The sequence below is a fragment of the Bacillus lumedeiriae genome, assembly GCF_044891285.1.
Lineage (GTDB): Bacteria > Bacillota > Bacilli > Bacillales > Domibacillaceae > Pseudobacillus > Pseudobacillus lumedeiriae.
The window spans coordinates 42,538-68,929 of record NZ_JAUIYO010000012.1; the positions used below are offsets into that span (position 1 = coordinate 42,538).

Consider the following 26,392-nt stretch of genomic DNA (forward strand, 5'->3'; position numbering starts at 1 on the left):
GGAACAGGTGAATAGAAGGAAAAAAGTATGTAAATAATCACTTTTGTGGATATGTGGATAATTTTGTGGACAACCTGTTTGTAAATTGTTTGTAAAGTGAGGAATAGCTGTGAATATCACAATTATAACAGTCGGAAAGTTGAAAGAAAAGTACTTAAAACAAGGAATTGCCGAATACGTCAAACGTCTATCTGCCTATGCAAAAATAGAAATCATCGAAGTGGCTGATGAAAAGGCACCAGAAGAATTAAGTATAACAGAAATGGAGCAAGTAAAACAAAAAGAAGCCGAACGTATCCTCGCCAAGACTAGCCCAGACACGCATGTGATCGCGCTCGCTATCGAAGGAAAAATGAAAACATCTGAAGAACTTGCCAAACAACTCGACCAGCTTGCCACATACGGAAAAAGCAAAATTGCCTTCATCATCGGCGGTTCACTCGGCCTCCACAAAGACGTCATGCAGCGAGCCAATGATACACTATCCTTCTCAAAAATGACCTTTCCCCATCAGCTAATGCGGCTGATCTTAGTAGAACAGGTGTACAGGAGTTTTCGTATTAATCGGGGGGAACCATATCATAAGTAAATGAGGTTTATAACATTAAATAAGCTCTAACTTATACATGTTTTGTACAAATGCTAAACTATAAATAAGTTAAGAAGGGGCAACTCTTCCTGCCAAAATTTCGTTATTTTGGTCGAATATATTCATTATAAGGTCAATGGAATTATTAGTGCGACCCAATCAATGAAATGATTGGGCCAGTTTTCCTTTGTCTATTTTTTTAAAAGCTTTATAATGATAAAAGATGTATTTTAGTTAGTACTCTCTCTTAAGGCATTTTTATCTATCGGTTTAAGAGAAAGCTTGAAGTATAGAAAGCGGGCGGAAATTAAATGAAAAAAATTGGATTTGATTCGGAGAAATATTTGCAAGAACAATCTGCTTACATCCTAGAACGGGTGCAGCAGTATGATAAACTTTACTTGGAATTCGGTGGAAAATTGATAGGCGACAAACATGCCAAGCGTGTTTTGCCTGGATTTGACGAAGATGCCAAGATTAAATTGTTGAACACGCTGAAAGAAAATGCGGAAATCATCATCTGTGTATACGCTGGAGACATCGAGCGGAACAAAGTCCGTGAAGATTACGGTATCACTTATGACCAAGATGTCTTGCGCTTAATCGATGAATACAGGGCATATGGCATTTCTGTCAACAGTGTCTTGCTCACTCGTTATCAAGGACAGCCAACAGCCAAAGTATTTATGACTAAGCTTGAGAGAAGCGGAATTAGCGTCTTCACTCACAGTGAAATCAAAGGTTATCCAACAAATGTAGACGTGGTCATTGGTGAGGAGGGATTTGCGATGAATCCCTATATTAAAACGACAAAGCCAATCGTGGTAGTAACGGCACCTGGCCCGGCCAGCGGGAAGCTTGCGACTTGCCTTAACCAAATGTACCATGAGAATAAACTGGGGAATAAAGTCGGCTATGCCAAGTTTGAGACGTTTCCGGTTTGGAACTTGCCGTTAAAGCACCCGGTAAACATCGCTTATGAAGCGGCTACCGTCGATTTGAAAGATGTGAATATGATTGACAATTACCACTATGAAGCATACGGGAAAGTAGCGATCAATTACAATCGTGATATTGAGACGTTTCCTGTCATTAAACGAATTATTGAAAGGATTACTGGTAAAGAGTCTGTTTACCGCTCACCGACCGATATGGGTGTCAATCGTCTGAAATCGGGTATCATCGACGATATGGTCGCGCAGGAAGCCGCTAGGCAAGAAATCATTCGGCGCAGTTTCACCGTAGAGAACGACTATAAAAAAGGGCTTGCCGATGAAGATAGTGTGCGCCATATGCAAGTGATTTTGGAAGAGACTGACTTAAAGAAGGAGGATCGGGCACCTGTATTGCCGGCCCGTAATTATGCGAAAGCAATTCAAGAGAGAATTGACAGCACGAATTTGCAAGCGGTAATTGCGATAGAACTGCCAAATGGCGAGATGATCACCGGTCGAACGACAACCTTGATGGATTCCTCGGCAGCCGCAATTCTGAATGGGTTGAAGAAATTGGCCAATATTGCCGATGAAATCGATTTGTTGTCACCGATGATTTTGCAGACGATTCAACGGTTGAAAATCGATGATTTGAACAGCCGAGTCCCGACACTAAACGCTAATGAAGTGCTGATCGCACTGGCAATCAGTGCAGTCACCAATCCTACTTCTGAGCTGGCTTATAAGCAACTGCCGAATTTAAAAGACACACAAGCTCATTCTACGGTCATATTGAATAGAGAAAACGAACAGACCTTTAAGAAGCTTGGAATCGACATCACCAATGACCCAGTCTATCCGACTGAGAATCTGTATTACAATTAGGTTTTGGAAAACGCCTGCCTTTTTCTTTTTACATGGAAGCCTAAGACAGGTGCTTTTTCGTTTATAGATTTTACTAAAAAAGGTGTAGTCTTCTCATTAGGAGAAGACTACACCTTTTTGGATTAATCGATTAACTATTAACTGCCGGAATGTCTGTTGGAACCTATTAAGGACAAGCTTTAGCATACTAGAGATCAAGCACTGGAATGAAGTCTTTTTCTAGCAGTATTGTTTTCAGCTATGATTGGAAGATGTTCTAATGGCTGTTCCGAAAATTTTTTTTTAAATATTCTAAACCTTTTGCCGTTAAGGAATACTCTAATCAAGACCTCAGAGAAACTTTAGAACAGCTTTTCAAGTTGGCTGAGCAATTTGATATTCGGCCAACAATTGATTTAACGCTCTCACTTGAAGAATATGAAGATGCTTTTGAAAGACTCAATTCACGTAAAGTAGTGGGTAAGACTATTTTTAAGATATAAAAAAGGCTGTGTTGATTTTAAAGACTATACAAAAATAATTTTACTCAATCTAACAGAAAAATAAAACCGCATATAAAATAGCCGCGGTGAACCGTATCATAAGTAAATGAGGTTCTTAAGGACACAGATGACCTTTATGCTTATCTTCCTTAGTGCTTCTTTCTTGGATAAGTTCCAGGAGGAAGGTTGCCTAGATACTAACTATACTTTATTTTAAGGGTGAATTACATACTACTATTTCGGTATAACCGATAAAAGTTTGTTTCAAAAGGAGTTCTTTGAGAGCGTAAAATATCTTTTGTAAATGAATAAATACAAAAAGGAAGACCCTTTCTTTTAGAATTAAGTCACCATAACCCATCCAAAGAAAAGAGGTCTTCCCTATGAATCTCCCATCTGGAAACGGCGAGTTTAAACAACAGACGGTGACCAAACCATTAGCGGAAAACCCCTATATTTTTACGTTTTACAGCTTCCCAAAATCTATCTGGAGAAGCTTATATTCAACGAACCTGCTCGAGTCATTCAATAAGCAAAATAAGAAATACACGAAGCGCAAAGAGCAGCCCCCCCATGAAGAAGCCCTAGAGCGCTTTCTTGTTTCGCAGTGCGGTGCCATATTGGTTTCGATCAAGCCCGGGCGGAACTCGCCGCCATGTTTAAAACCATTGATTAATGACGAGCTACAAGAAAAGGGGTTCGTCATTTACACAAAATTATTGACGGTCCAGGCAAATATCTTACATTCATTTTATTGCTCTAATCAGAAATGATCATAAATAATCATAAATAATCATAAAAAACCTGTATTTACATTACATAAAATACATTTTAAACTATAGAAAGCAGAACATTTCAAATAGTAATATAATGAAATATTTAATTTACCAATCAATTATAGGGGGACGATATATTTAGTAAATTATAGAATAAAAAACCTGCAAACTTGCAATCATGTGTAAATATCACCAATAGGTATTATACAGTAGAAATGAACGAAAATGTATCTTACTCATCAAAATTTGATTTCATGAGGTGAACAGACAATGTTGGTTAAAGATAGCTTAAATAAGCAAACATTACAGAAGCTGAAAGAAAAGTTAGATAAGGGTTTAATGCCTCAATGGGCAGTGACAGATAAGGATATTTATGAATTGGAACGCAGAAATATTTTTGGTCAAACGTGGCAATTTATTGGGCATGAATCTGAAATAAAAGAGCCCGGAAGTTATGTGACGCGTTGGATTGCGAGTGATCCAGTATTACTTGTAAAAACAAATTCCGGAGAGATTAAAGCTTATCTAAACTCCTGTACGCATAGAGGCGCACACTTATGTACAGCTGATTTCGGAAAAAAGAAAACGTTTACTTGTCCCTATCATGGATGGAGTTATAACCTTGAAGGGGAACTGGTTGGTATCGTATCCGGAAAAACAGTATACGGAGAAAATATGAAAAAGGACGAGTGGGGGCTGCGTCCAATTCCGAAAGTAGGGATGTACCAAGGGTTGATATTTGCAAGCTTGGATCCTCAAGCCATGTCTTTGGAAGATTACCTAGGGGATATGAAATGGTATTTAGACATCATGTTAGGCAGAAGTGATGGCGGAATGGAAGTCAGAGGCGTTCCTCAACGTTGGGTAGCACAAGCCAACTGGAAGATGACGCAAGAAAACTTTGCTTCAGACCCATATCATGTTCAAACGAACCACCGGTCCACTGTTGAATTAGGAATCAGCCCAAATGACCCGAATTTTGCAAGTTATGGCCATCACATCGCTTTAGATAACGGTCACGGTCTAAGTGTCATGACGGCGTCTAAAACAGGCAAGTCAGCCTATAAGTACCAAACATTGCCTGAATCGATGTGGCCAATGTTTGAACGAAATTTAAGTCCTGAACAACTTGAAGTCTTTTCAAATACGACCGTTTTTGTCGGTGGTGTTTTCCCTAACCTTGCTTTCGACAGTCCAGTGCATGGGATGGAAGGGGAGATGATCAACTACTTAAATCTTCGGGTTTGGAGACCTATAGGGCCTGAAAAAGTAGAGGTATGGTGTTGGTTCTTAATTGATAAGGCAGCACCCGAAGAATACAAGGAGAAATCATATAAAGCTTATGTCGGTTCCTTTGGTCCCTCTGGAACATTAGAACAGGATGATACAGAAGTTTGGGCTCGTATTACTCAAATAAACAACGCGCTCATGATGGAAGATAAAGAATTAAGCTATAATAATGTGAGCAATTACCTATTGGGAGAAGACGTATTTGAGCCAGTTGATAACTTCCCTGGACCAGGTGTGGCTTACCCATCTACTTACACGGATAACTTAGCAAAAAATATGCACAAACGTTGGTTTGAACTAATTTCAAAAGGTCTTTTGGACGAAGAGGAGGATAGCCAATGAGCATGGAATTACAATTTCAAAACACTCAAGTGAATGCAGAATTACAACATGAAATTACTCAATTTCTCTATCATGAAGCCTATTTGTTAGACCACCATATGTACCAAGAATGGCATGATTTATTAACCGATGATATTATCTATCGTATGCCGTTGCGTGTGACAACGGAAAGAAGAGAAGGTTCGAATATCGTCGATGATATGACATTTTTTGAAGAAACGAAAAAATCCTTGGAGACGAGGGTGAAACGACTTTATACGAATTCCGCGTGGGTTGAAGATCCACGAACAAGGCAGAGACATTATATCACCAACATCATGGTAAAGCCTGGTGATAATTCTGATGAATATAAAGTTAGAAGTTATTTTCACTTCAAACGCAGCAGAGCTTCCGAACATCAATTAGAAGAAATTATTGGCGAGCGGGAAGACATCATTCGGAAAGTAGATGGACAGTGGAAGATTGCTGCAAGGAGAATCATTCCTGATCAGGCAATATTAACGGTTATGAATTTGAGTATGTTTTTGTAGAATTGCGTCATTTCGAGTCTCCACATGGTGATGACGTGACCACCATTTCTATATAATCTGATCTTTGAATTCGAATTTGTTGTAAAAAATTTGGATTGAGGGTGCAGAGATGTGCCGCAATCCAGATGGGTTTGTCTAAATAGTTTAAAAAATGAGGTCATGCTGTTAGGAGCATGACCTCATTTTTTATGTGCGCCCGGCATGGGCGATAGCTTGGTGGTAAAAGCCCACTACAGGCTTGGCAGTAGGAACTGTTAGTCAATAGCAAGGGTGTCCAACTTGAGGTGGAACCTGAAGGAAGGTGGAGAAGAATTCTCGAACTGACGAACAGAAACTATATACAAGGCTGAATTGGGACGAACAAGTCTGCATAACAAGATAAAGTCCAATACTGCCCGAATCCCATACAGTAAATATAGCAGTTACATGAGAAGAAGGTTATCGTTCTTACCGGGGAGGTCTCGCGGACGAGCAAATTACGCTCGGTTGAAACAAGATTTATCGTGAGAAGTCAGCAGAGTTGAGGTGGCTTGCCTGAGTGGCAAGTCTTTTATTTTGAATTTGGCCTTGCCATTCAATTTTTTATAAGGTGTAACATTAGAGTTGACGGGGTATGTTGGTTTGAGTAAATTCATGATGATACAAGCATTCTCCGAAAGAACGGGTATTTCCAAGGGAATAAGAAAAAATGGATTTTGGAATAGTAAGAAGTGTATAGATTTTACTCAGGAAAATAATTTCTTGAAAATGTTTACAATTTTTTATTGGCACATTATTATCATTATTAATAATGATAATAATGTGAAGAAAGGATTTATCATGAAGCAATCAAAAGCAGACGTAATATTACATCTTGTGCGAATGAGAATTGTACAAACATTAATCAATGGAAGAAAATTAACAGTTCAGCAGCTTGGAGAAAATCTTCAGGATATACCACAAGCAACTTTGTATCGCCATTTAAAAAGAATGTTACATGCTAAAGTTATAGAAGTTGTAGAAGAAAATCCTGTTAGGGGTGCAGTTGAAAAAGTCTATGCATTACCAAAGTCATCCGGATCCATATCTGCTGAAGAAATTTCAAATTGGAATGTCGAAGAACATATGGACTCCTTTATGAAATTTTTCTCAATTGTTTTAGCTGACTTTGAAAGATATATAGCTCAAGAGGATTTTGATTTACAAAAGGTAGTGTTAAAAGTTTTGCAAAACCTTGCATTAATACCGACATTTATCCGAGTTATTCGCATAAATATATTCAGATGGAGCACCACGCTTTGGACAGTTCAAGCTTCAAAAGCGTTATTCTCCAGATACTAATCGAGGGAAACTTATAACTTAACTTTTCTGGAGTTTAAATAATTTGAAGATCATCAAGCAGGGGAAAGAGGCGCAAAGGAAATTAGCAACGATTACAATGAAAAGAGAGAAGGGTCAATATGGTCAGTCATGTTACAATCATTTCAATGTTTATTCCGATTTTATTTTCTTTCTTATTATTTGCTGGGCTGATTTTGTTTTATAAAAAGAAAACAGGCATCTATATTAAGCCATTGATCATTGGGAGTATTGGATTTATTGTGATTACACAAATTCTAGAAAAGGTATTGCACGTTGTAGTGTTAACAAATTTCCCTAATTATTCAGATCATCCATGGTTATTTGGATTATATGGAGGAATGGCAGCAGGGTTATTTGAAGAGCTCGGGAGATTCATATTATTTACATGGATACTTAAAAAATATCTTAATTTTAAAGGTGGAATATCCTTTGGTATTGGTTGGGGAGGCATTGAAGCAGTTGTATTAATGCTTACAATCATGTTACCAAACATTATCTTTGCTTACATGATTAATGCAGGAACCTTTGAGACTGCGTTAGCTGGGCAAGTGCCAAGTGATCAATTACCAACATTAAAAGAAACAGTATTAAATCAAGGGGCATCATTTTATTTATTGGCCTGTGTAGAACGATTCTCTGCTGTTTTCATACAAATGGCCTTAAGCTTATTCGTTTTGTCGGCAGTGGTTAAAAGAAAATTTGTATATGTTATGTATGCTATTCTCATTCATGCTGCTATTGATTTTCCTTTTGCATTCTATCAAACAGGTCATATAAAAAGTTTATGGATACTTGAATTATATCTGGCCATCATAGGAGTATTTTCGTTTGTATTTATAAAGAAAGTTGAGAAAAGTATACACTAGGAAATAAAAGGGTGCGAAAACTAATCTATTATTGGTATAAGAGTATTATTCTGCATAGTGGAACATGGTTAAATTGCAGTTTGCACATCCTTAACTAGCATTTCATATAAAAACCTCCTATAGGAAGTTTCTAAGGACACAGATGACCTTTATGCTTATCTTCCTTAGTGCTTCTTTCCAAGAAAGAAGCACTAAGATTTAATTATAATGAGATTGTCCCTTTAGTTGGGAATTAATCCAATGATAATTCTACTTACACTTGATGTTCTATAGTTTTTACCATTCTTTTGGCTCATAATTTAATTCTCTAAATAATTGAGTTCGCTCTTTCTTGGATAAATCTCTCCATTGTCCAGGAGGAAGGTTGCCTAAATGAATATTCATGATTCGGATTCTTTGCAATCGGTAAACGTCATATCCTAATTCAGCACACATGCGGCGAATTTGACGATTTAGTCCCTGTGTTAAAATGATTTGAAAATCAAATTTTGATAATTGAACTATTTCACAAGGAAGCGTTTTTGTACCTAGTATTTTGACACCCTCTGACATCTTCTTCAAGAATTCAGGAGTAATTGGCTTGTCCACTGAAACGATATATTCTTTTTCATGCTTATTTTCAGAACGCAGAATTTTGTTAACAATGTCTCCATCGTTCGTAAGAAGTATTAAGCCCTCGGAATCTTTATCCAGACGCCCAATATTAAATATTCTTAATGGATGGTTGACCAAATCAACAATATTCCCCTTTACCCCTTTTTCTGTTGTACTAGTAATGCCTACAGGTTTATTTAAGGCAATGTAGACATGATTTCTTGCTACTCGGATTGGATTTCCATCTACTCGAACGTCATCCCCAGCTTCAACTTGGCTGCCTATAGTTGCACGTTTACCATTAATAGTAACTCTTCCATCGGTAATTAATTTATCGGCACCCCGTCTAGATGCTTTTCCAGCTTCACTTATATATTTATTAATGCGCATGTTGACACATCCTTAATCAGTGATTGTTTTATTAGATACTAACTATACTTTATTTTAAGGATGAATTACATACTATTATTTCGATACAACCGATAAAAGTTTGTTTCAAAAGAAGCCGCTTTTTCAGCTGCAATTGTTATTTTTATTTTAATTAAAATCCTCTTTTCTTTTAAATAGCGATATACAGTTTATATTGGTATATTTTAGTCTTTAATTGAATATTTATTCTTCAAAACTCCCTCAGCCTTAATCACCCTTGTCGAAAAATTCCTCAATACGTCTTTTCACTATAAGCAGCGTAAATGGATTTATACAGCAGAATGCAAAAGCAATCTCGAAAATCAAAGTGATAACTTTGACTCAATAAAAAGAGAACACCTTTATAGGGGACCAGTCTTTCATACGAATAGAGGCAATCAAAAACTCAAATATTACTGATTAGGCATCTTTTAAAATTGAAAGAGGAGACCAAGACAATGAAAAAAGTTTTAATGGACATGTTAGAAGCACGTAAAGAAGAAATGATTGAAATTCGCCGCTATTTACATGAAAACCCTGAATTATCCTTTAAAGAAGAGAAAACAGCTCAATATATTTTAGACTTCTATAAGGGAAAAGAAGTAGAAGTTCAGTCCAATGTAGGGAATGGACATGGGATAATCGTGACTATTAAAGGTGAAAAACCGGGAAAAACGATTGGTCTTCGTGCAGATTTTGATGCGCTTCCGATTGTGGAAGAAACCGAGCTCCCTTTTAAATCGAAGAATGAAGGCGTTATGCATGCATGTGGTCATGATGGACATACGGCTTATTTATTAGTACTTGCCGATTGCTTAATCCAATTGAAAGACGAGATTCCTGGTACAATCAAAATCATTCACCAGCATGCAGAAGAAGTACCGCCTGGAGGAGCGAAAAGCATTGTAGACTCGGGAGCGCTTGATGCCCTCGATAATATTTTTGGAATTCATTTACTTCCACTGAATCCATCGGGTGTTGTGGGCTTCCATAGTGGTTTTTCCATGGCTGGCAGGTCTTATTTTAAATTAGGAATTCAAGGTGTTGGAGGTCATGGCTCTTCCCCACATATGGCAAATGATGCGATCGTCGCAGGTTCCTATTTTGTCACAGCTATCCAAACAATTATTAGCCGCCGTATAAATCCGTTTGATATGGGTGTTATCACGATTGGTTCCTTTGACGGAAAAGGTACCTTTAACGTCATTAAAGATCGGGTGGAGCTAGAGGGAGATATTCGCTATATGAATGTGGAAACGAAGAAGATCATTGAGAAGGAAGCCCGCCGTATTGTCAGTGGAATCGAAGCTGAGTTTGGTGTGCAATGTGAGTTAACTTATACTTCTGATTACCCGCCATTGTATAATGATCCAGAGGTTACCGCAGAAGTGAAAGCAAGTCTTGAAGGTGCGAATGACCCAGATATTAAGCAGGTTATTGAGTATCCAATGATGTCGCCATCCGAAGACTTTGCCTACTATTTAGAAAAAATTCCTGGCTGCTTCTTTTACATTGGCGCTGCTCCAAAAGGGGGCGAAAAGCCATACTACAATCACCATCCGAAATTTAACATTGATGAAGATGCGCTGATTGTCGCAGCAAAATCAGTAGGATATGTTGTTTGCGGCTACTATGGGTTAGAGTAACAGGCTAGGTTGAAAAGCCTTTCGACTTAGCAAGGTAAGAGCAGAAACCTCAGTTAGATTCGTTACGGGGAATCTGACCCATATTTACAACTGCACGCATATCATCACTTCTCTGTCTTGAGATGCTGATAAATGGGTTTATGGTTTTTAAATTGTAAAAACTATTTGAAGTGCTAGAAATCTATATTAAAATACTTCTATCAAAGGGAAAGAAGGATCTTTAATGTGGATTGCAGCAGCAGTACTGACGATGTTTTGTTTTGGAGTTAATAATATGATTTTTAAGGTTACATCAGGAAAAGGATTATCAAAAGTGCATATGCAGTTTTTCTTTTATCTGATTGCGTGTTTATTAATGTTTGGCTATGGAACAGTTGTAGGATTTGCCTCATTTAATGGATTAACCATTGTACTAGGTGCGTTTATCGGCATATTGAATGCAAACGGTAATATTCAAATGTCAAAGGCGTTTGAAAAAGGACCTGCGAGTTTAACATCGCCGCTTATTAGCACAAATACGGTGATTCCGATACTAAGTGCGGCACTTATTTTCCACGAGAATATTACCTTACTTCAGTGGATTGGCATTATTGTTATGCTTGCTTCTGCAGTCATTATTCAATATGTACCAAGTAGTGGGGGGAAAATAGATTATAAGCCGTGGATGTATCGCATTTTATTATCGATTGTATCGTTTGGTGTACTAGGTGTGTTGATGAAAACGTCTTCTCATTTACATATTGATTCTATCAATACGCTTGTTTGTATGTATGGCGGCGGTGCCGCTTATTTACTCATTAATAGTTTGATCATGAAGGAAAACTGGCAGCGTACAGAGTTGAAATTTGGTGCAATGATTGGATGTTTTAGTGTTGTGGGTTATAGCAGCTACTTTTTTGCTCTTGATACAGGAGTAGCAAGTATTGTGTTCCCCATTGTTAGTTTAAGTTGTTTAGTTGTCGTTCTCGGCAGCTGCTGGCTATTGAAAGAAAGGCTTAAAATGTATCAAATCATCGGGGTTATATCTGCACTAGCTGGTATTGTGCTAACCAAAATATAACAAAAAACATTCATACGAATGATCATTGTTTTTTATAAAATTTCATTTGTTCTACAACCGTGAATAAGGGACTTCTTCAAGTCCCTTAATTAGTCTAAATAGGTATTATCCATTATGTCTTATCTCTTAGGCTTCCATAAGGTTAATGAAGTTAAAATGCGGAGTCATTGAGGGGATAAAAATTGACATCTTAGTCTTCGGTGAGCAAGGTGCTCAACCTCCATATCTGTTCAACATTTTGAGGATCTGCTGCGTATCTAGGGTAGCTGTTTGAGCCGAGTATGTTCTTCAATTGTGTCAAGCCTTTTTCATTTGTTGATGGTTTAACAACCTCTCTCTTATGATTGATCAGTTGGCCCGTAACATTCTTAAATTCATCCGAAGTGCAAATGTGAAAGTAGTTATCAGCCATGCCTGCTGGTAAGGGATTGGTTATATTTTGTAACAATGCAAACACTTTCCAAAAGGAATGCATTTTTTTAATCGTTTCTTTTGATAGTTTTACGCGGTTAATTTGAAGTGCATTGACTTTGATCCCCATGCTTTTATATTCCTCGGCCAGTTTGAAAGTGAGCATCAATAGGGCCATTTTTGAGTCCCCATACATCTTATAAGTACTATAAGGCCGTGTACCCCTTAATTCTCCACGCAAGTTATCGAACTCGATCTTCCTTTTCGGGTCAAAGAAATTTTTAATGTTTGTCGTACAAGCATGGAGGATTCTTGGGTCTGGTGATTTTGCAAGATGATCTGCCAATAAACGAGTCATCAAAAAAGGACCAAATGTGTTAGTAGCGAAAGATAATTCGATATGCTCGGGACTAAGTTTATATTCTTTTTCACCGTGATTTAAGTAGGCGGCATTATGTATCAGGATATCTAGCCGTGGGTATTTGGACTTAAAAGCTGTACAAAATGTGCGAATAGAATCAAAAGAAGAAATATCAAGCTGCATCAGATCGACATTGATGTTTTTAGTTATTTCAATCACGTTTTCCTGTACGGCTGTACTAATCTCCATATTGCGGCAAGCCATGATCACATGATACCCTTCTGTTGCAAATTTAAGGGCAGCTGCTTTACCAATTCCGGAATTTGCTCCTGTAATGATAACAGTTTTTTCTTTCATAACGACCCTCCTATTTTTTTATTCATACTTGAACCTTCCAGTCCTCATTTATGAATTTGTGCGGCAGTTATTATATTCGTAGTGGTGCTGGTGCTGTCTAAAATGTAAATCATCGGACATTCATCTGTTGACCGCTATGATACAAATACCTGTTTAAAAAAAATTCATTTATATTCCAATCATTCCTTTAAGAAGGTGATCTTGTTTCACTATTTCTACAAGAATTCTCATACTCCTGTTCCTGGTAACCCGTGGTACCATATACCATTCTTTTTCTGGTTTGAAATGGCCTAAGCAGCCAGCTTCGATCGGTTTTTTATCATTATGTTGAGTGTCGCGTGTTTATTCATAAATACAAGCGTCAAATAAGCTAAGATGCATATACAAAAAGTTCTCATTCAATTCCCGATTTTAGTGTATGAAATCCACATTCGATACAAATGATAAAAATACGATCTAATTATTTAAAGGTAGATGATCGTTCTAACTGAAGAGTACAGACTTGTATGCTGAAGAAATCTAAATTTAAAGGAGGGATGTTTCATGAGAACCCTACAAAGAATTGCCTTAACATTAACAATAATTGGGGCTATTAATTGGGGATTAATTGGTTTTTTCCGTTTTGATTTGGTAGCAGCATTATTTGGCGGGCAAGGCGCTTTTTTATCAAGAGTTATTTATAGTCTAGTCGGGCTAAGCGGATTATTCTGTTTAACCCTGTTGTTCAAGGAATGGGAAGAGAAGGATACTGAAGAAGTTAACAGACGTGACTACGGTAAACTTAATTATGGAACTGAATTTGGTGAGGAAACAGACCTATCTGATTTTAAAAAAACTGACAGAGAAGATGATTAAGAAGAAAATAAAGAAAGCCGTGCAGCTGCATGGTTTTCTTTACTTTTCATTATGATAGGTGTTAAAGGATTATTTGTCGCCTACATTAATAAAGTAAAACATCAGCTTCCAATAGAAATCTGGTATTTTTGGCTTAACAGGAATAAAGTTCTCTAAAACCTAGTTTCCATACTGCCAATTTTGATCGTTATATCTTTGAGAGCCGCTTTCCCGCGATTGTTCTTTTTAGTAAATAGGATGGGACGGTCCCAAATAACATCAAATAGGGCTGGACCAACTAAAGTCTCTTTATCAATATATATCCTAAAGATTATAAAAGCTTCCTTATTATTATCAACTCCGTAGGCCTTTCCGTTCGGGTTGCCCGTACTGTACGGTACGAGAATTTCCATTCCTTCTTCCTCGCCATTTTACACACATAATAGAACTTCTCATTTTCGTAGCCTTCTGGGAAAAGTTCGGCCGCAGAGTCTTTGAACTCAACGGTTGTGTTCGCTACAGCTACACCATTAAAAAGCTCCGCTCCATAGAAGCTTGCATTGGAGAAGACGGCTTTTCCGGTTTGTTCGTGATTCACACCATAAAGGATAATAAAATCATCATCAGATTCCAATTGGAAATGATCTGATCGAATGTAGATCGCATCTCTGTTATCTGCCCGTACATTGACATCATTTAAGCTAGCCTCAAATCCTTTGATAATTTCTAGATCGAAATTCAGGTCAATATGATCAAATTCTTCACTTCCATACTTGGCAAGAATCTGATTCCTGAGGTAATCCAATTCATCTCTTGCATGAGGAACAATTTGAAATTCAGTGATGCCCGTCTCCTTGATTTTAAGCTTCGGAACTGGCCAAGGGTTTAGGCTTGTGTAAGGAGTTTTAGGTGTAATTCGATATACCTTCATATAGCGGCTCTCATAAAAAAGGAAAAGGTCTCCTTCCCTTTTTCAAGGCCCATGTTTACCAAGCCCGCTGTAATCCTTTCCAGGTTTATTTTCAACAAACCCAAGATAGTTCCGAAAACCGAAATAAACAGCGGACGGAGGTGTCTGTCCGATTAATACAACAGCCTCATCAGACCTGAGTTTATAAGTAAATCCAGGTGCTGCGTAATTTATATTAGCAGGGTAATTAGTAGGAGCATTTGGGTCATATCCAATTGGTCGGTCCTGCCCTTAGGATGGATGCTGATTAGGAGCTGGCGGCAGTAAGACGGATGAATAGGGGGTACCAGCATGATTCCCCATACAATTATCTACAACGCCTTCACTGCAAAGCTTTAGTATGTCTAAATACTTTAATTCACCTTCCTGTACAATAAAACCCCTTTCTTCTAATGTTGAGACAAACTTATTAACGTTTCTGTTATGATCAGCAAGTTCATCCATCAGCGGGTTTTGATCCATCCACTTCATCTACTTAACGTTTGTGGAAAGTCCTGATAATTATGATAGGAACAACTAGTGAATTTTGTACCTATTTCGAAATATCGGTCCAAACATTTTATATGAATCTGCATAAACTTAAGAAAGGAGGGAGGTGTTCGTATACCAATGTTTAATAATCACCGATATTCTAAGTCTGTCAACATACCTAATCCATTATATCAATCCTTGCAGGGAAGATACTTTGTAGGGCAGACTGAAACGATTCGTTTAGGCAAAGGCAAACACGCTTGGGGAAGTTTAATTAACCCCTTTCATTCAGATATCCATTTATTTGTAAATGCGTTTACCATTACGAATCATTCTGAGCAGCCTTTTATAGCTGAAATTTGGTTTAATGCAATACCTCCTGGAAAGTCAATGATTTCCGACAAGGTAACCCCTGCAAATACAGCTCTTTCTCCGCTTCCAAAGCCAGAAGTAGAAATTGTATTTGCGGAGTTGGTGGAAGAAGTTCCAAAGCGGGGAGTAAATGCTTTTAAGCGAATAGTTCCGCCAAAAAGTACATTGACAAGTGATGAGGATGGAAAGTTTATTTTTTCACCAGGCGAGTCATTTATTATTTTTTTAGTTTCAACTGATAATAAAATTGTTGAGTCAGAAGTTGCCTTTGGCTGGTTTGAAAAAGATACAAGGAACTAAGATCATCAAACAATAAATGTAAAGATAAAAGAAATATATAATCTATTCCCTTCTTTGAAGACGGATATAGATAAAGAGATAAGGTATTGACACTACTGTGTTTTAATTGGTGTCATTCCCTTATTTTTTTTATTATAGTAAAATTATTTTTACGATGATCATAAAAATTTTTCTGCAATAATATACTTTTCGCAAATGATGTTAGTTTTTATATTGTTGAAAGTTAAAGAAGGATAGGGGTTAAATAAAAAATTCCCATAAAGTAAAAGACTTTGTTAGTTTGGCACAAAAAGTGCATAATAAAAATTAGATAAAAAGCGTCTCCCAGCCTTATAATTTGAGAAAACGCCGATGTATTCGCATCATTATTAGCTTCTGTTACATATTTTATTGTATATGCACTCAGCCGAACGCTAGCTGCGTGATCAAAAGAGAATAAATGACCTGTATAGCCTGAGATGTACTTTGAATAAAGGAGAAAGTAAAATTGGAAAAGAAAAATCTTGAATTGGCGATTCAACTACGCCACGAACTGCATGCTCATCCAGAATTATCAAATCATGAAGTATGGACTAAACAGCGTTTAATCGATTTTCTTAAAGAACATACAAATCTTGAAATCGTGGATAGGGGCCGTTGGTTCTATGCTGTCTACCATTCCAAAGCGGGAAGAAGGAACGTAGCATTCCGCGCAGACTTTGATGCTCTTCCGATGGAAGAAATGATTGATCTCCCATACGGCTCTAAATTCCCTGGTGTTTCCCACAAATGTGGACATGATGGACACTCCGCGACGCTTTGCGGTTTTGCTTTGGAAATTGATCAGAAGGGCTGCGAGAATAACGTCTATTTCCTATTCCAGCACGCCGAGGAAACAGGTGACGGGGCTGCCGAATGTTCGGTTTTCATTAAGGAAAATAATATTGATGAAATTTTTGGCTGGCATAATATGAGCGGCTGTCAACATAAGGTTGTCCATGTCATTGATGGAACAGCACAGTGTGCATCAAAGGGAATGACCATTTATATGGAAGGGGCTCCTGCTCATGCAAGTGAACCGGAGAAGGGAATCAATCCGGCATTTGCTATTCCGAAGGTGATCGATTCGATTCCAGCATTCACTGACTCTGCAGTTAATAAAGGTGTTGTTCTCTGTTCAGTTGTTCATGTAGACATCGGCGCAAAAGCCTTTGGTGTAAATGCCAGCAAAGGTGCACTAAGAATGACGATCCGTGCACTTTATGAGGAAGAGCTGGACAGACTTCAAAAGAATCTTGAAGACCTTGCGAAGGCCGAAGCAGAAAAGCTTGGATTAAAGGTGAGGTTCGAGTATCAGGATGAATTCCCGGAAACTGTAAATCACAAGGAAAGCACCGACAAGGTTCGCCAGGTCTGCAAAGAAAAAGGCCTTCCAATAGTTGAGATGTCAGAAGCGTTTCGGGCTTCCGAAGATTTTGGTCATTACACGAAAATCATAAAAGGTTCTTATTGCTACATAGGTAATGGAGAAGATTATCCACACCTTCACAGCTACGAGTATGACTTTAAAGATGATCTTATTGAAACAGCAGTGGAACTGTTCAAAGGACTTGCTGCAATATAAAAAACTATTTCAGAATGAAAAAAGGCTTCCGGTGATACCGGGAGCCTTTTAGTAATTGTAATAGTATAACAAGAATGGATTGTTTTCGTGCACATTTTAATTAGCTTAAATATTCAACACAGTTTCTTCCTTTATTTTTTGCCTGGTATAAGGCTTTATCGCCTCTTGATAGTAAAACGTTTAATGTATCATTCTGGACATAAGAGGTAACTCCAAAGCTGCCAGTTTTTCGTTCTACTATTGGGAAGCGATGGTTTTCTAATTGTTTACGAAGATTCTCTGAAAGCTGCAAAGCCTCTTCTAGTGTGGTTTGTGGGCAAATAATTAGAAACTCCTCTTCTCCCCATCGACCGATTGTATCTATTTCCCTAACATTATCTTTTAAGACCTTGGCTGCCTCTACTAAGACGATATCCCCGGATTGATGATCAAATTCATCATTCACTGCTTTAAAATGATCAATATCCAACAAGTAGGTCATTAATGTAACAACATTGGTAATAAAAAAACAACATAACATCGCTTTTTTTGCTACTCTATTTTTCAACTTCATTTTTTTATGTACCCTTCATGGTTTTTGACCTAATATTTTTAGTTTGATGTAAAGAGGAAGCAACATAAAATCGAGGAAATAGTAAAAAAGAAGGGTTTACAAACCATTATAAAAAATTAAATGTCTGTTGAACACAAATAAATGATTTCGCATTTAGAACAATGACAGGTAATCATTTTAATTAAAAGGACGCATCTTTATATGGAAACGGTATAATAAATTGGAAGAAGTACACATTAAAAAGGGCTTACAAGGTGCTTCTATGAAGTATAGATCACGAAAAATAACATAAAATGCTGGTGTTTTTGATCAATAAATAGAAAACACTATAACATAAAAGAAAAGGAGACATTATGAAGAATAGTAAAGAAACAGGATGGAACTTAGACAACAGTTATGCCCGTCTGCCGAAATCATTTTTTTCCAGTATCAATCCAACTTCTGTGCGCTCACCGAAGTTAATCATTCTGAATCATCCGTTAGCAGAAGATTTAGGCTTAAACGTTCAGGGGCTGCAAAGTGAAGATGGTGCAGCGGTGCTTGCCGGCAATCAGATTCCTGAAGGTGCCTCACCTCTTGCTCAAGCTTACGCGGGGCATCAGTTCGGGCATTTCAATATGTTAGGGGATGGCCGGGCGGTACTGTTAGGCGAACAGATCACACCCAAAGGTGAGAGGGTAGATATTCAGCTTAAAGGTTCAGGCAGAACACCGTATTCCCGTGGGGGGGATGGCCGAGCGGCACTGGGCCCTATGCTGCGTGAATATATTATCAGCGAGGCTATGCATGCTCTTACTATTCCGACGACTCGCAGTTTAGCGGTAGTGATCACTGGTGAGCCGGTAATCCGTGAAACTGAGCTCCCTGGTGCTATTTTGACTCGTATCGCTTCCAGTCATCTGCGCGTCGGTACGTTTCAATATGTTGCACAATGGGGCACAGTGGAAGAACTTCAGACCTTAGCTGACTATACACTCAATCGCCATTTTCCAGACATTGAAGCTAGTGAGAATCCGTACCTTTCGCTGCTGAGAGAAGTGATCAAGCGTCAAGCTGAGCTTATTGCGAAGTGGCAGCTTGTTGGTTTTATTCATGGGGTAATGAATACTGACAACATGACGATCAGCGGAGAAACGATCGATTATGGCCCGTGTGCTTTCATGGATGCCTATGACCCGGAAACGGTATTCAGTTCCATTGATCTTCATGGCCGCTACTCTTATGGCAACCAGCCTAACATGGCCGGCTGGAATCTCGCACGATTGGCCGAAAGTCTATTGCCGCTGCTGCATGACGATGAGGAGCAGGCGGTCAAACTGGCTCAGGATGCGATTTCAGATTTTCCTTCGCTCTATCAAACGAGCTGGCTCTCTGGAATGAGGGCAAAACTAGGGATATTGAACGAAGAAGCACAAGATGAGGTACTTATGAACGATCTCCTTCACTTGATGAAGAAGTATCGTGCGGACTATACGAATACTTTCCGTGCTTTAACTTTTGATACGCAGGAGAATACAGCTTTGTTTGAGGCTTCAGAATTTGTTCAGTGGCGTAAGCGCTGGCTGGAGCGGCTGGACAGGCAGCGGGAAGCGAAAGAAGCCGCGAATCAGTTGATGAGAAACAGCAATCCTGCTGTCATTCCACGAAATCATCGAGTAGAAGAGGCGTTAGAAGCCGCAATTGAACGGGGAGACTACAGCGTGATGGAAAGGCTTTTGGGCATTCTAGCAAATCCTTATGCCCATACCGCTGAACAGGCTGACTACGCCACAGTGCCTGTGTCCACAGCCCCTTACCGAACTTTTTGTGGTACCTAACGAGAAAGCAGGAATGATTTTTCCGCTTTTTTGAATAGAATTCACTTTAAAAATGCTGCCCCCATAAAGGTCTGACCTGATCATTCATATACTGTATATTCATTCTTTTAAAGATAGAGTATATTGTTGATATGGAGTCTGGCACTTTGGGCTTTAGCAGCATTTTTTTAGTTGTGATTTTCATCCTTGTTTAGTAAGAAGCAGGAAGGGACATTGGAAACAATATAGAATGGCAAGATGTTGAAATGAATAGATGACTCTATTAGTTTTAAAAGTTATCATCCAGTTGCGTTCTATTTACCAATGTTATGTATAAAAGTACCCAGTTGATACACATTAAGTAACATCACTTATACCCTAAAGCTTTAAATAACAGCAATAAAAGGAGTATATATGAATACGCTTGATACTCACATAAATAAAAAATTATATTACAGTACAGTGATCATCGTTATAACCATTATGATCATGGGCTTGTTAATTGATAACCCGCGTTTTGGCAAGCTTGAGATGGGGTTCATTTCCCATAGCGTACTTGTTGTTGTTCTATCTGTCTGTTTATTGCTTTATCCTAAGCATGTCACCCATGTTTGCCGAGCAATTATTATGATTGTGGCATCGGTTTATTTTTATACACTTTTCTTTTTATATCCAGACACTTGGTCCAACTTTATTTTTCTATGTTTTATTCCAGCGATTTCAATCTTGTTTTTTGATTCTAAGCTCTTTTATTTTTCGTTAATACTAAATAGTTTATCCATAACGTTGACGTTTAGCTACATTGCTCTCGTTGATCAAGGACATTTATATCCGTATATAAAACGGGATTTAATCGGGAATGTGATCAATTTTGTAGGAAGTCAAGTAATTATCTATTTTATCTTTTATTTGTCATATGGGCGTATGAAAAGACAGCAATTGTATTATGAACAAATCAAACAGTCAGAGCGTTTGAAGACAGCTGGGCAGCTGGCGGCTGCTGTTGCTCATGAAATTAGAAATCCTTTAACAGTTGTGAATGGTTTTTTGCAGTTATACGAAAAAGATTCGTCATTGAGTGAGGGTATAAAAAAACACTTTTCTTTGATGATTAACGAATTGAATACAGCTGAACAGGTGATTTCTCAACTTTTATCTATCGCAAAGCCTAATAAAGATCATGAAACGGAAACGGTAAATGTAAAAGCTGTTCTTCAGAGTGTCACCGATTTACTTCATTCATATGGACTTTTACATGACAATAAGATCGAATTTAATATGGTGGAAGAGTGTTATATCGCGGCTAACAAGATAGAGTTTAAACAATTACTAATCAATATCATTAAAAACGCCATTGAGGCCTCCGGAGTCGGTGAATCAGTGATGATAACGGCGGGAAGGAAAAAAGATTTTGTTGAGATTAAAGTCATCGATTGTGGACATGGCATGTCAGAAGCAGAAGTAGAGTCGCTTGGTACTCCTTTTTACTCTTTAAAAAGTAAAGGGACAGGGTTAGGGATGATGATTTGTTATAACATTGCAACAAAATATAAAGGGACGATTGACTTCCAAAGTAAAAAAGGAGAAGGAACAACGGTTACGATCTGCTTTCCAGCAAAACACTTATGAGGGCTGTTATAACTACAGGTGTGTTGATTCCTCGAAAAGAAGCAAAGGACAATTTAGGTATGGAGTTGGTAGTATCTATCGAATTCCGGACAGTGATAGATCGTCATGGTATTTCTGTTTTTCTCAATCAAGTTGATGATTTTTCGTGATTGACTATTCATAAAAAATAAGGATGCCATCTTTCGTGAGGCATCCTTATTTGATGATATCAATCATTGATAGAAAATTTTTTTCAAATATCTATGAACTTTTGAATCTGTTATACTGCATGTAGACAGATTCTTTCAAAGATTGATAGTTTTGGTTACTTAATGTATTTCGTGTGAAAATTGTATTTCGTTCACGGGGATTAAGTCCTTAATATCAAGGATCTGCATTGAGAAGAAGGTGATTTAGACATGAAATTCCAACCAGAAGTATTTGAGGGAAACGGACTATTTTATGGCGACAATTTATATGTTATACAAGGATTAATGAATATAGGATACAAAGAAAAATTTGATATGATTTATTTTGATGGCCCATTTAATTCAGGGTGGATTTTCTCTGTGTTTAATAAAAAATTGAATGAACATATCATTGATCCTTGGAATGAGGCTGCTACCATTCAAAACTTTTATCATTCTGATATTTATCGGTCTAATTATAAGAAGAGAATTGAAGCTGCCAAAGAATTGTTAAATGAAAATGGGATTCTTGTTTTCCATACCTCGCAAAAAGAAGGGCATTATCTAAAAGTGATCTTAGATGAAGTGTTTGGATCTAACCATTTTCTTGGAGAGGTCATTTGGAAGTTTGCTGATGCCCCCGTATATAAAAAGGCACAATGGGGTCTTAATCATGAATCCTTATTTTTTTATTCTAAAACGGATAAGTACTTTAAAAAGAAGGATGTTTCTTATTCATCTGTTTGGGACGACGTGGGAAAATATGAGTATTTGGGCAAAGAAGATACATTCTATGCTACACAAAAGCCTGAAAAACTAATGGAACGTATTTTGCAGATGACTACAGATGAAGGCGCTTTAGTCGGTGATTTTTATTGTGGCAGCGGCACTTTGTCATTTACAGCAGAAAAAATGAAGAGAAGATGGATCGCCAGTGATAATTCCCGCTTAGCGATACAGACTACAGTGAGTAGAATGAGCACGCTAGGGATTGATGTCACTGTACACCAACTAGTAGAGGATTTTAATAAAACATATCTTCGGGGTAACGAATATACAAAGAAAACGAAAGTTCCCTTTTCTTTGAATGAATTTCAAGGACTGAAAGAAGAATTAAATAATTCATCTGTTATTGTGAATGCTTATGAATATACCCCCGAAATAGATTTACTTGAGAATGAGAGCTTTACATTTCAGTTGATCATGCCGTCTGTAACTCCTAACGGCATTAAAGATATTGTTAAAACGAGTATTCCAAGGCCAAGGCCAATGTTAACAGAAGATGGTTATCAACTCGTTGTGACGAATCCGTTAAACTGGATTCTGCATCATATTGTACATGGGCAGATTGAAGAAGATCATTATATTCTTGACTCTGACTCGCTGCAACAGAGGGTGAACGATATTTATTTAAAAATAAGTGCCAATTGGATTGATTATATTAAGGAATACGATGCTTATTATTTATTAATTGATGTGTTTGGATATTTTTATAAAGTCCCTAAATAAAAAGAGGTAGAATATGAGACAAAAAGTAGCGATTGTTATAGGCGGTTTAAGAGGGATTGGCAAGGCAATTAGTCTTGACCTTGTAGATAAGGGATTCATTACGTATGCCACAACTCGTGAACAGAATATAGATATTCATGTAGAAAATCTGTTTCCCTTGCAAATGAATATGATGGACGAAAAAGAAATACATAATGTTTTTAAACTTATTAGTGAGCAGCATAATACGATAGATGTGCTAGTTAATAATGCAGGAATTGGTTATTTTAAAGCATTTGAAGAGTTTACTGCTAAAGAATGGGAAGATGTTTTTCAAACGAATGTTTTTGGGACGTTCCACTGCATCCAAAATGCGTTCGGATTATTGAAAAAAGAGGGGGGACGTATTATTAATATTAGTTCCATCGCGACTAAGAGAAGCCTCCCTTTGAATTCCGTATATGCAGCCTCAAAACATGCAATGAGTGGCTTAGGGAATGTTTTAGCAGAAGAATGGTATAAATATAATATTTTTACTACTAATATACATCTAGGAGCAACGTATACGGATATTTGGAAGGGGGTTGAAGGATTTTCCCCTGAAGACATGCTGCATGTTAATGATGTAGCACGCGTGGTATCGTTTGTTGCTGAGACCCCGCTTCATGTTCGGATTGATGAGATGACATTGACTCCACCCAAAGGCGTATTATAGTTCACAAGGTCAAATAGTATAATAAAAAATTCACAGATACAGATAGCTGCATAGGGGGAGTTTGTTTGTCCTTAACAAAGAAACTATCATTCATATTTTCTATGATAGTAACTTTAATATTAATTTTAAATAATACACTATATTATTACTACACGAGAGACTTGTTGATAAAAGATCAAGAAAAACAGATGGAACTCCTAGTAAAGGAAATCAGTATAGCCATTGATCACTCACAAATTGGGGTCGAGTCTTTAGAAAATCAAGTGGGGGAAAAACTTCGTACTGCAGCTATTGCAGCACAGAGTATGCTTAATCCCGACATAAATAAAGTGACTAATGAACAACTCGCGAAGCTTAGCGAAAAGCTGGGCGTTTCTCATATTACCTTGATGGTCAAAGAAAAAGATGACATTAGGGGAGTGAAGTCTTCTGATCCACATGAAAGGAACTTAAGCACGAAAGAATGGGATTACTGGTATACCGCATTCCAACAATTATACCTTCATAAAAATGTGTCTATTTCTCAAGGACAAAAGCTGCCAAATTACTGGTCAGGCCCGATGAATATTTCTGCGTCCAATCCTAATCATGTTGATAAATGGGGCTATTATTATGATGGCACAACTAATTACATTATTAGTCCGTACATGAGAGATAATCAGATTATGGATGTTCAAGATCATATTGGCCCTGATGCTATTGTAAAGAAAACCTTAAGGGATAACGCTACTTTGCTAAACATTGTTGGCTTTAATCCGCAGACTTTTGGCTTTTCACCTGTTTATACTGAGCAGAATGGAAAGAGATTTATTGAACTAGGAAACAAGGATATTCAATTTGGACAGTATAAATATAAAGATAAAACAGCCGATATTTCTGCTGTTCGAAAAGCAAATAAGACGGGTGAATTAGTTAGTTTCCAGAGTAATTTTGGTAATAAAAAAGTATTGAAAAGTTTTATCTCTGTCCCTTCTCAAAAACCTTATGTAATTGGAATAGTGACAGATTATAACGTTATTCAAGAGGTATTGAACAAGCAATTATTAAATAGTTTGATTATTTCCATCATTGTTTTGGTTTTTGTCTTTATTGTTAGCTACTTTTTAGCTAGATATATTGTTAGACCTATCAATCAAATTCTATTAAAAGTGAATGAAATTGCTAAAGGTAATTTTGGAGAACAGGTATTAGTTGAACGGAGCGATGAATTGGGCTTGCTTTCTAATCAAGTCAATACGATGTCGTTAAACTTATTACATTATACCGATGAACTTAAGAAAAAGAATAAAGAAATACAATATCATGCTTATTATGATTTTCTGACAGGGCTTCCTAATTTGCGTTTTTTTAATGAAGCAGCATCGAAGCTGGCCAGTTTAAATAATAACAGGCCCATGGCATTTTTATTTCTTGATTTGGATAGGTTTAAATTTATCAATGATACGTTTGGACATGCTACGGGTAATGCCATTTTGAAGGCTGTCACGAATCGGATTTCATGCCTCCTTAAAGAAGGTGAAATGCTGTCACGCATTGGGGGAGATGAATTCATTCTGCTTTTACCTAACACGGGCAGGGAAGCAGCAGGTGATATGGCACAGACTATTCTGAAAGAATTGGAAAAGCCTTTCGTTCACGAAGGGAATGGATTCTTTATTACATCAAGTATAGGAATAAGTATGTATCCGATAGACAGTGAAAACGTAGAAGATGTCATTAAAAATGCTGATATAGCTATGTACCGTGCTAAAGAACAAGGAAGAAACAATCATCAATTTTATACATCTGATATGAATGATCTTATTCAGAGAAGAGCCGTTTTAGAAAAAGGGATGCGTCAGGCATTAGAACGTAATGAATTCACTTTATTTTATCAGCCTAAGGTCGATATAAATACAGGGATGATCATAGGAAATGAAGCCTTGATTCGCTGGTGTCATCCAAAGTTAGGGATGATTTCTCCAGCGGAGTTTATTCCATTAGCTGAGGAAACCGGATTAATCGTTTCGATTGGAGAATGGGTCTTACGTACAGCTTGTAAACAAAATCAGGAATGGCAGAAGTCCGGATTTCCTGAAATGAGTATATCCGTTAATCTTTCTCCACGTCAGTTCCAACAAGTTAACTTAGTAGAGCTTGTTAATGAAGTGTTAAGTGATATAGGCCTTGACCCGCAATATTTAGAATTAGAAATTACAGAAAGTATTGCCATGTACAATGAGCACTATGTTATTGATAAGTTACATGCACTAAAAAATCTAGGCGTGAAAATTGCAATTGATGATTTTGGAACAGGATACTCTTCGCTAAGTTACCTAAAAAAATTTCCGATCCATATATTAAAGATTGATCAGTCATTTATTAAGGACATAGAAGCTGGTTCTGATGATACTAAAATTATTACTACCATTATTGCAATGGCTCATAATCTAAAAGTTAAAGTTATTGCTGAAGGGGTAGAAACGGATGAGCAGCTACAGTTTCTTCAACAGCAAAAATGTGATGAAATACAGGGATACTTATTTAGTAAACCTTTATCAGTGGAAGAGTACAATAGGATGTTTGAAGAGGTTCAGGAAGCGGCACGAATTAAAATTAATACATCATCCTTATGAGAAGAG

General features: G+C 37.5%; 22 protein-coding genes and 1 pseudogene. 18 read left to right on the forward strand and 5 right to left on the reverse strand.

The window, feature by feature from the left end; all coding sequences use genetic code 11:
- Positions 1-109: 109 nt before the first annotated feature.
- From rlmH to QYG89_RS13205, 8 genes and pseudogenes are all read left to right on the forward strand, one after another.
- A complete protein-coding gene (gene rlmH / locus QYG89_RS13170; protein ID WP_404318044.1) occupies positions 110-589 on the forward strand; it encodes a 23S rRNA (pseudouridine(1915)-N(3))-methyltransferase RlmH in 480 nt (159 codons plus the stop codon).
- Between the two features lie 311 nt (positions 590-900).
- Positions 901-2,409: a DUF1846 domain-containing protein gene (locus QYG89_RS13175; RefSeq protein WP_404318046.1), complete on the forward strand. Its 1,509-nt coding sequence runs from the start codon at positions 901-903 to the stop codon at positions 2,407-2,409.
- A 263-nt stretch (positions 2,410-2,672) separates the two neighbouring features.
- A complete protein-coding gene (locus QYG89_RS13180) occupies positions 2,673-2,891 on the forward strand; it encodes a zinc-binding dehydrogenase (RefSeq protein ID WP_404318129.1) in 219 nt (72 codons plus the stop codon).
- Between the two features lie 425 nt (positions 2,892-3,316).
- Positions 3,317-3,567, forward strand: a pseudogene (locus QYG89_RS13185) (transposase); the annotation flags it as partial.
- 370 nt (positions 3,568-3,937) lie between these two features.
- Positions 3,938-5,299 carry an aromatic ring-hydroxylating oxygenase subunit alpha gene (locus QYG89_RS13190; RefSeq protein ID WP_404318049.1) on the forward strand — a complete coding sequence of 454 codons (1,362 nt, stop codon included), beginning with the start codon at positions 3,938-3,940 and terminating at the stop codon, positions 5,297-5,299.
- Complete coding sequence (locus tag QYG89_RS13195; RefSeq protein ID WP_404318050.1) at positions 5,296-5,829, forward strand: 3-phenylpropionate/cinnamic acid dioxygenase subunit beta; 534 nt, start codon at positions 5,296-5,298, stop codon at positions 5,827-5,829. Before QYG89_RS13190 ends, QYG89_RS13195 begins: the two co-directional genes overlap by 4 nt.
- Positions 5,830-6,450: 621 nt before the next feature.
- Positions 6,451-7,149: a helix-turn-helix domain-containing protein gene (locus tag QYG89_RS13200; RefSeq protein ID WP_404318052.1), complete on the forward strand. Its 699-nt coding sequence runs from the start codon at positions 6,451-6,453 to the stop codon at positions 7,147-7,149.
- Between the two features lie 119 nt (positions 7,150-7,268).
- Positions 7,269-8,036: a YhfC family intramembrane metalloprotease gene (locus QYG89_RS13205; RefSeq protein ID WP_404318053.1), complete on the forward strand. Its 768-nt coding sequence runs from the start codon at positions 7,269-7,271 to the stop codon at positions 8,034-8,036.
- Positions 8,037-8,312: 276 nt separating this feature from the next.
- Here QYG89_RS13205 and rluF read toward each other — a convergent pair whose 3' ends face one another.
- Positions 8,313-9,020, reverse strand: a complete 708-nt coding sequence (gene rluF, locus QYG89_RS13210) for a 23S rRNA pseudouridine(2604) synthase RluF (protein WP_404318054.1) — start codon at positions 9,018-9,020, stop codon at positions 8,313-8,315.
- A gap of 476 nt (positions 9,021-9,496) precedes the next feature.
- Here rluF and QYG89_RS13215 point away from each other — a divergent pair, with 476 nt between their 5' ends.
- Both QYG89_RS13215 and QYG89_RS13220 read left to right on the forward strand, forming a co-directional pair.
- Positions 9,497-10,684, forward strand: coding sequence for an amidohydrolase (locus QYG89_RS13215; protein WP_404318056.1), 1,188 nt, complete (start codon positions 9,497-9,499; stop codon positions 10,682-10,684).
- A gap of 223 nt (positions 10,685-10,907) precedes the next feature.
- Positions 10,908-11,744 carry a DMT family transporter gene (locus tag QYG89_RS13220; RefSeq protein WP_404318058.1) on the forward strand — a complete coding sequence of 279 codons (837 nt, stop codon included), beginning with the start codon at positions 10,908-10,910 and terminating at the stop codon, positions 11,742-11,744.
- A 190-nt stretch (positions 11,745-11,934) separates the two neighbouring features.
- On the opposite strand, the gene QYG89_RS13225 is transcribed toward QYG89_RS13220, so the two are convergent.
- Positions 11,935-12,873 carry an SDR family NAD(P)-dependent oxidoreductase gene (locus tag QYG89_RS13225; protein ID WP_404318059.1) on the reverse strand — a complete coding sequence of 313 codons (939 nt, stop codon included), beginning with the start codon at positions 12,871-12,873 and terminating at the stop codon, positions 11,935-11,937.
- A gap of 543 nt (positions 12,874-13,416) precedes the next feature.
- Between QYG89_RS13225 and QYG89_RS13230 the strand changes: the two genes are divergently transcribed.
- Positions 13,417-13,728: a DUF378 domain-containing protein gene (locus QYG89_RS13230; protein ID WP_404318061.1), complete on the forward strand. Its 312-nt coding sequence runs from the start codon at positions 13,417-13,419 to the stop codon at positions 13,726-13,728.
- 310 nt (positions 13,729-14,038) lie between these two features.
- Here QYG89_RS13230 and QYG89_RS13235 read toward each other — a convergent pair whose 3' ends face one another.
- Positions 14,039-14,638 carry a hypothetical protein gene (locus tag QYG89_RS13235; RefSeq protein WP_404318063.1) on the reverse strand — a complete coding sequence of 200 codons (600 nt, stop codon included), beginning with the start codon at positions 14,636-14,638 and terminating at the stop codon, positions 14,039-14,041.
- 270 nt (positions 14,639-14,908) lie between these two features.
- Complete coding sequence (locus tag QYG89_RS13240) at positions 14,909-15,148, reverse strand: hypothetical protein (RefSeq protein ID WP_404318065.1); 240 nt, start codon at positions 15,146-15,148, stop codon at positions 14,909-14,911.
- Positions 15,149-15,286: 138 nt separating this feature from the next.
- On the opposite strand from QYG89_RS13240, the gene QYG89_RS13245 reads away from it, so the two are divergent.
- Positions 15,287-15,820 (forward strand): DUF6143 family protein, encoded by a 534-nt coding sequence (locus QYG89_RS13245; protein WP_404318067.1) that lies wholly within the window; start codon positions 15,287-15,289, stop codon positions 15,818-15,820.
- A gap of 487 nt (positions 15,821-16,307) precedes the next feature.
- Positions 16,308-17,423, forward strand: a complete 1,116-nt coding sequence (locus QYG89_RS13250; RefSeq protein ID WP_404318069.1) for a M20 metallopeptidase family protein — start codon at positions 16,308-16,310, stop codon at positions 17,421-17,423.
- A 100-nt stretch (positions 17,424-17,523) separates the two neighbouring features.
- Here QYG89_RS13250 and QYG89_RS13255 read toward each other — a convergent pair whose 3' ends face one another.
- Positions 17,524-17,976 (reverse strand): GGDEF domain-containing protein, encoded by a 453-nt coding sequence (locus QYG89_RS13255; RefSeq protein ID WP_404318071.1) that lies wholly within the window; start codon positions 17,974-17,976, stop codon positions 17,524-17,526.
- A 353-nt stretch (positions 17,977-18,329) separates the two neighbouring features.
- Between QYG89_RS13255 and QYG89_RS13260 the strand changes: the two genes are divergently transcribed.
- The 5 genes from QYG89_RS13260 (at position 18,330) to QYG89_RS13280 (ending at position 26,386) form a co-directional block, all read left to right on the forward strand.
- Positions 18,330-19,793, forward strand: coding sequence for a protein adenylyltransferase SelO (locus tag QYG89_RS13260; protein WP_404318073.1), 1,464 nt, complete (start codon positions 18,330-18,332; stop codon positions 19,791-19,793).
- Between the two features lie 393 nt (positions 19,794-20,186).
- Positions 20,187-21,401 (forward strand): ATP-binding protein, encoded by a 1,215-nt coding sequence (locus QYG89_RS13265; RefSeq protein ID WP_404318075.1) that lies wholly within the window; start codon positions 20,187-20,189, stop codon positions 21,399-21,401.
- Positions 21,402-21,799: 398 nt separating this feature from the next.
- Entirely contained in the window at positions 21,800-23,077 is a 1,278-nt protein-coding gene (locus QYG89_RS13270) for a DNA methyltransferase (protein WP_404318077.1), read from the forward strand.
- A gap of 13 nt (positions 23,078-23,090) precedes the next feature.
- Complete coding sequence (locus QYG89_RS13275) at positions 23,091-23,771, forward strand: SDR family oxidoreductase (protein WP_404318079.1); 681 nt, start codon at positions 23,091-23,093, stop codon at positions 23,769-23,771.
- Positions 23,772-23,935: 164 nt separating this feature from the next.
- Positions 23,936-26,386, forward strand: coding sequence for an EAL domain-containing protein (locus QYG89_RS13280; protein WP_404318081.1), 2,451 nt, complete (start codon positions 23,936-23,938; stop codon positions 26,384-26,386).
- Positions 26,387-26,392 lie beyond the last annotated feature (6 nt).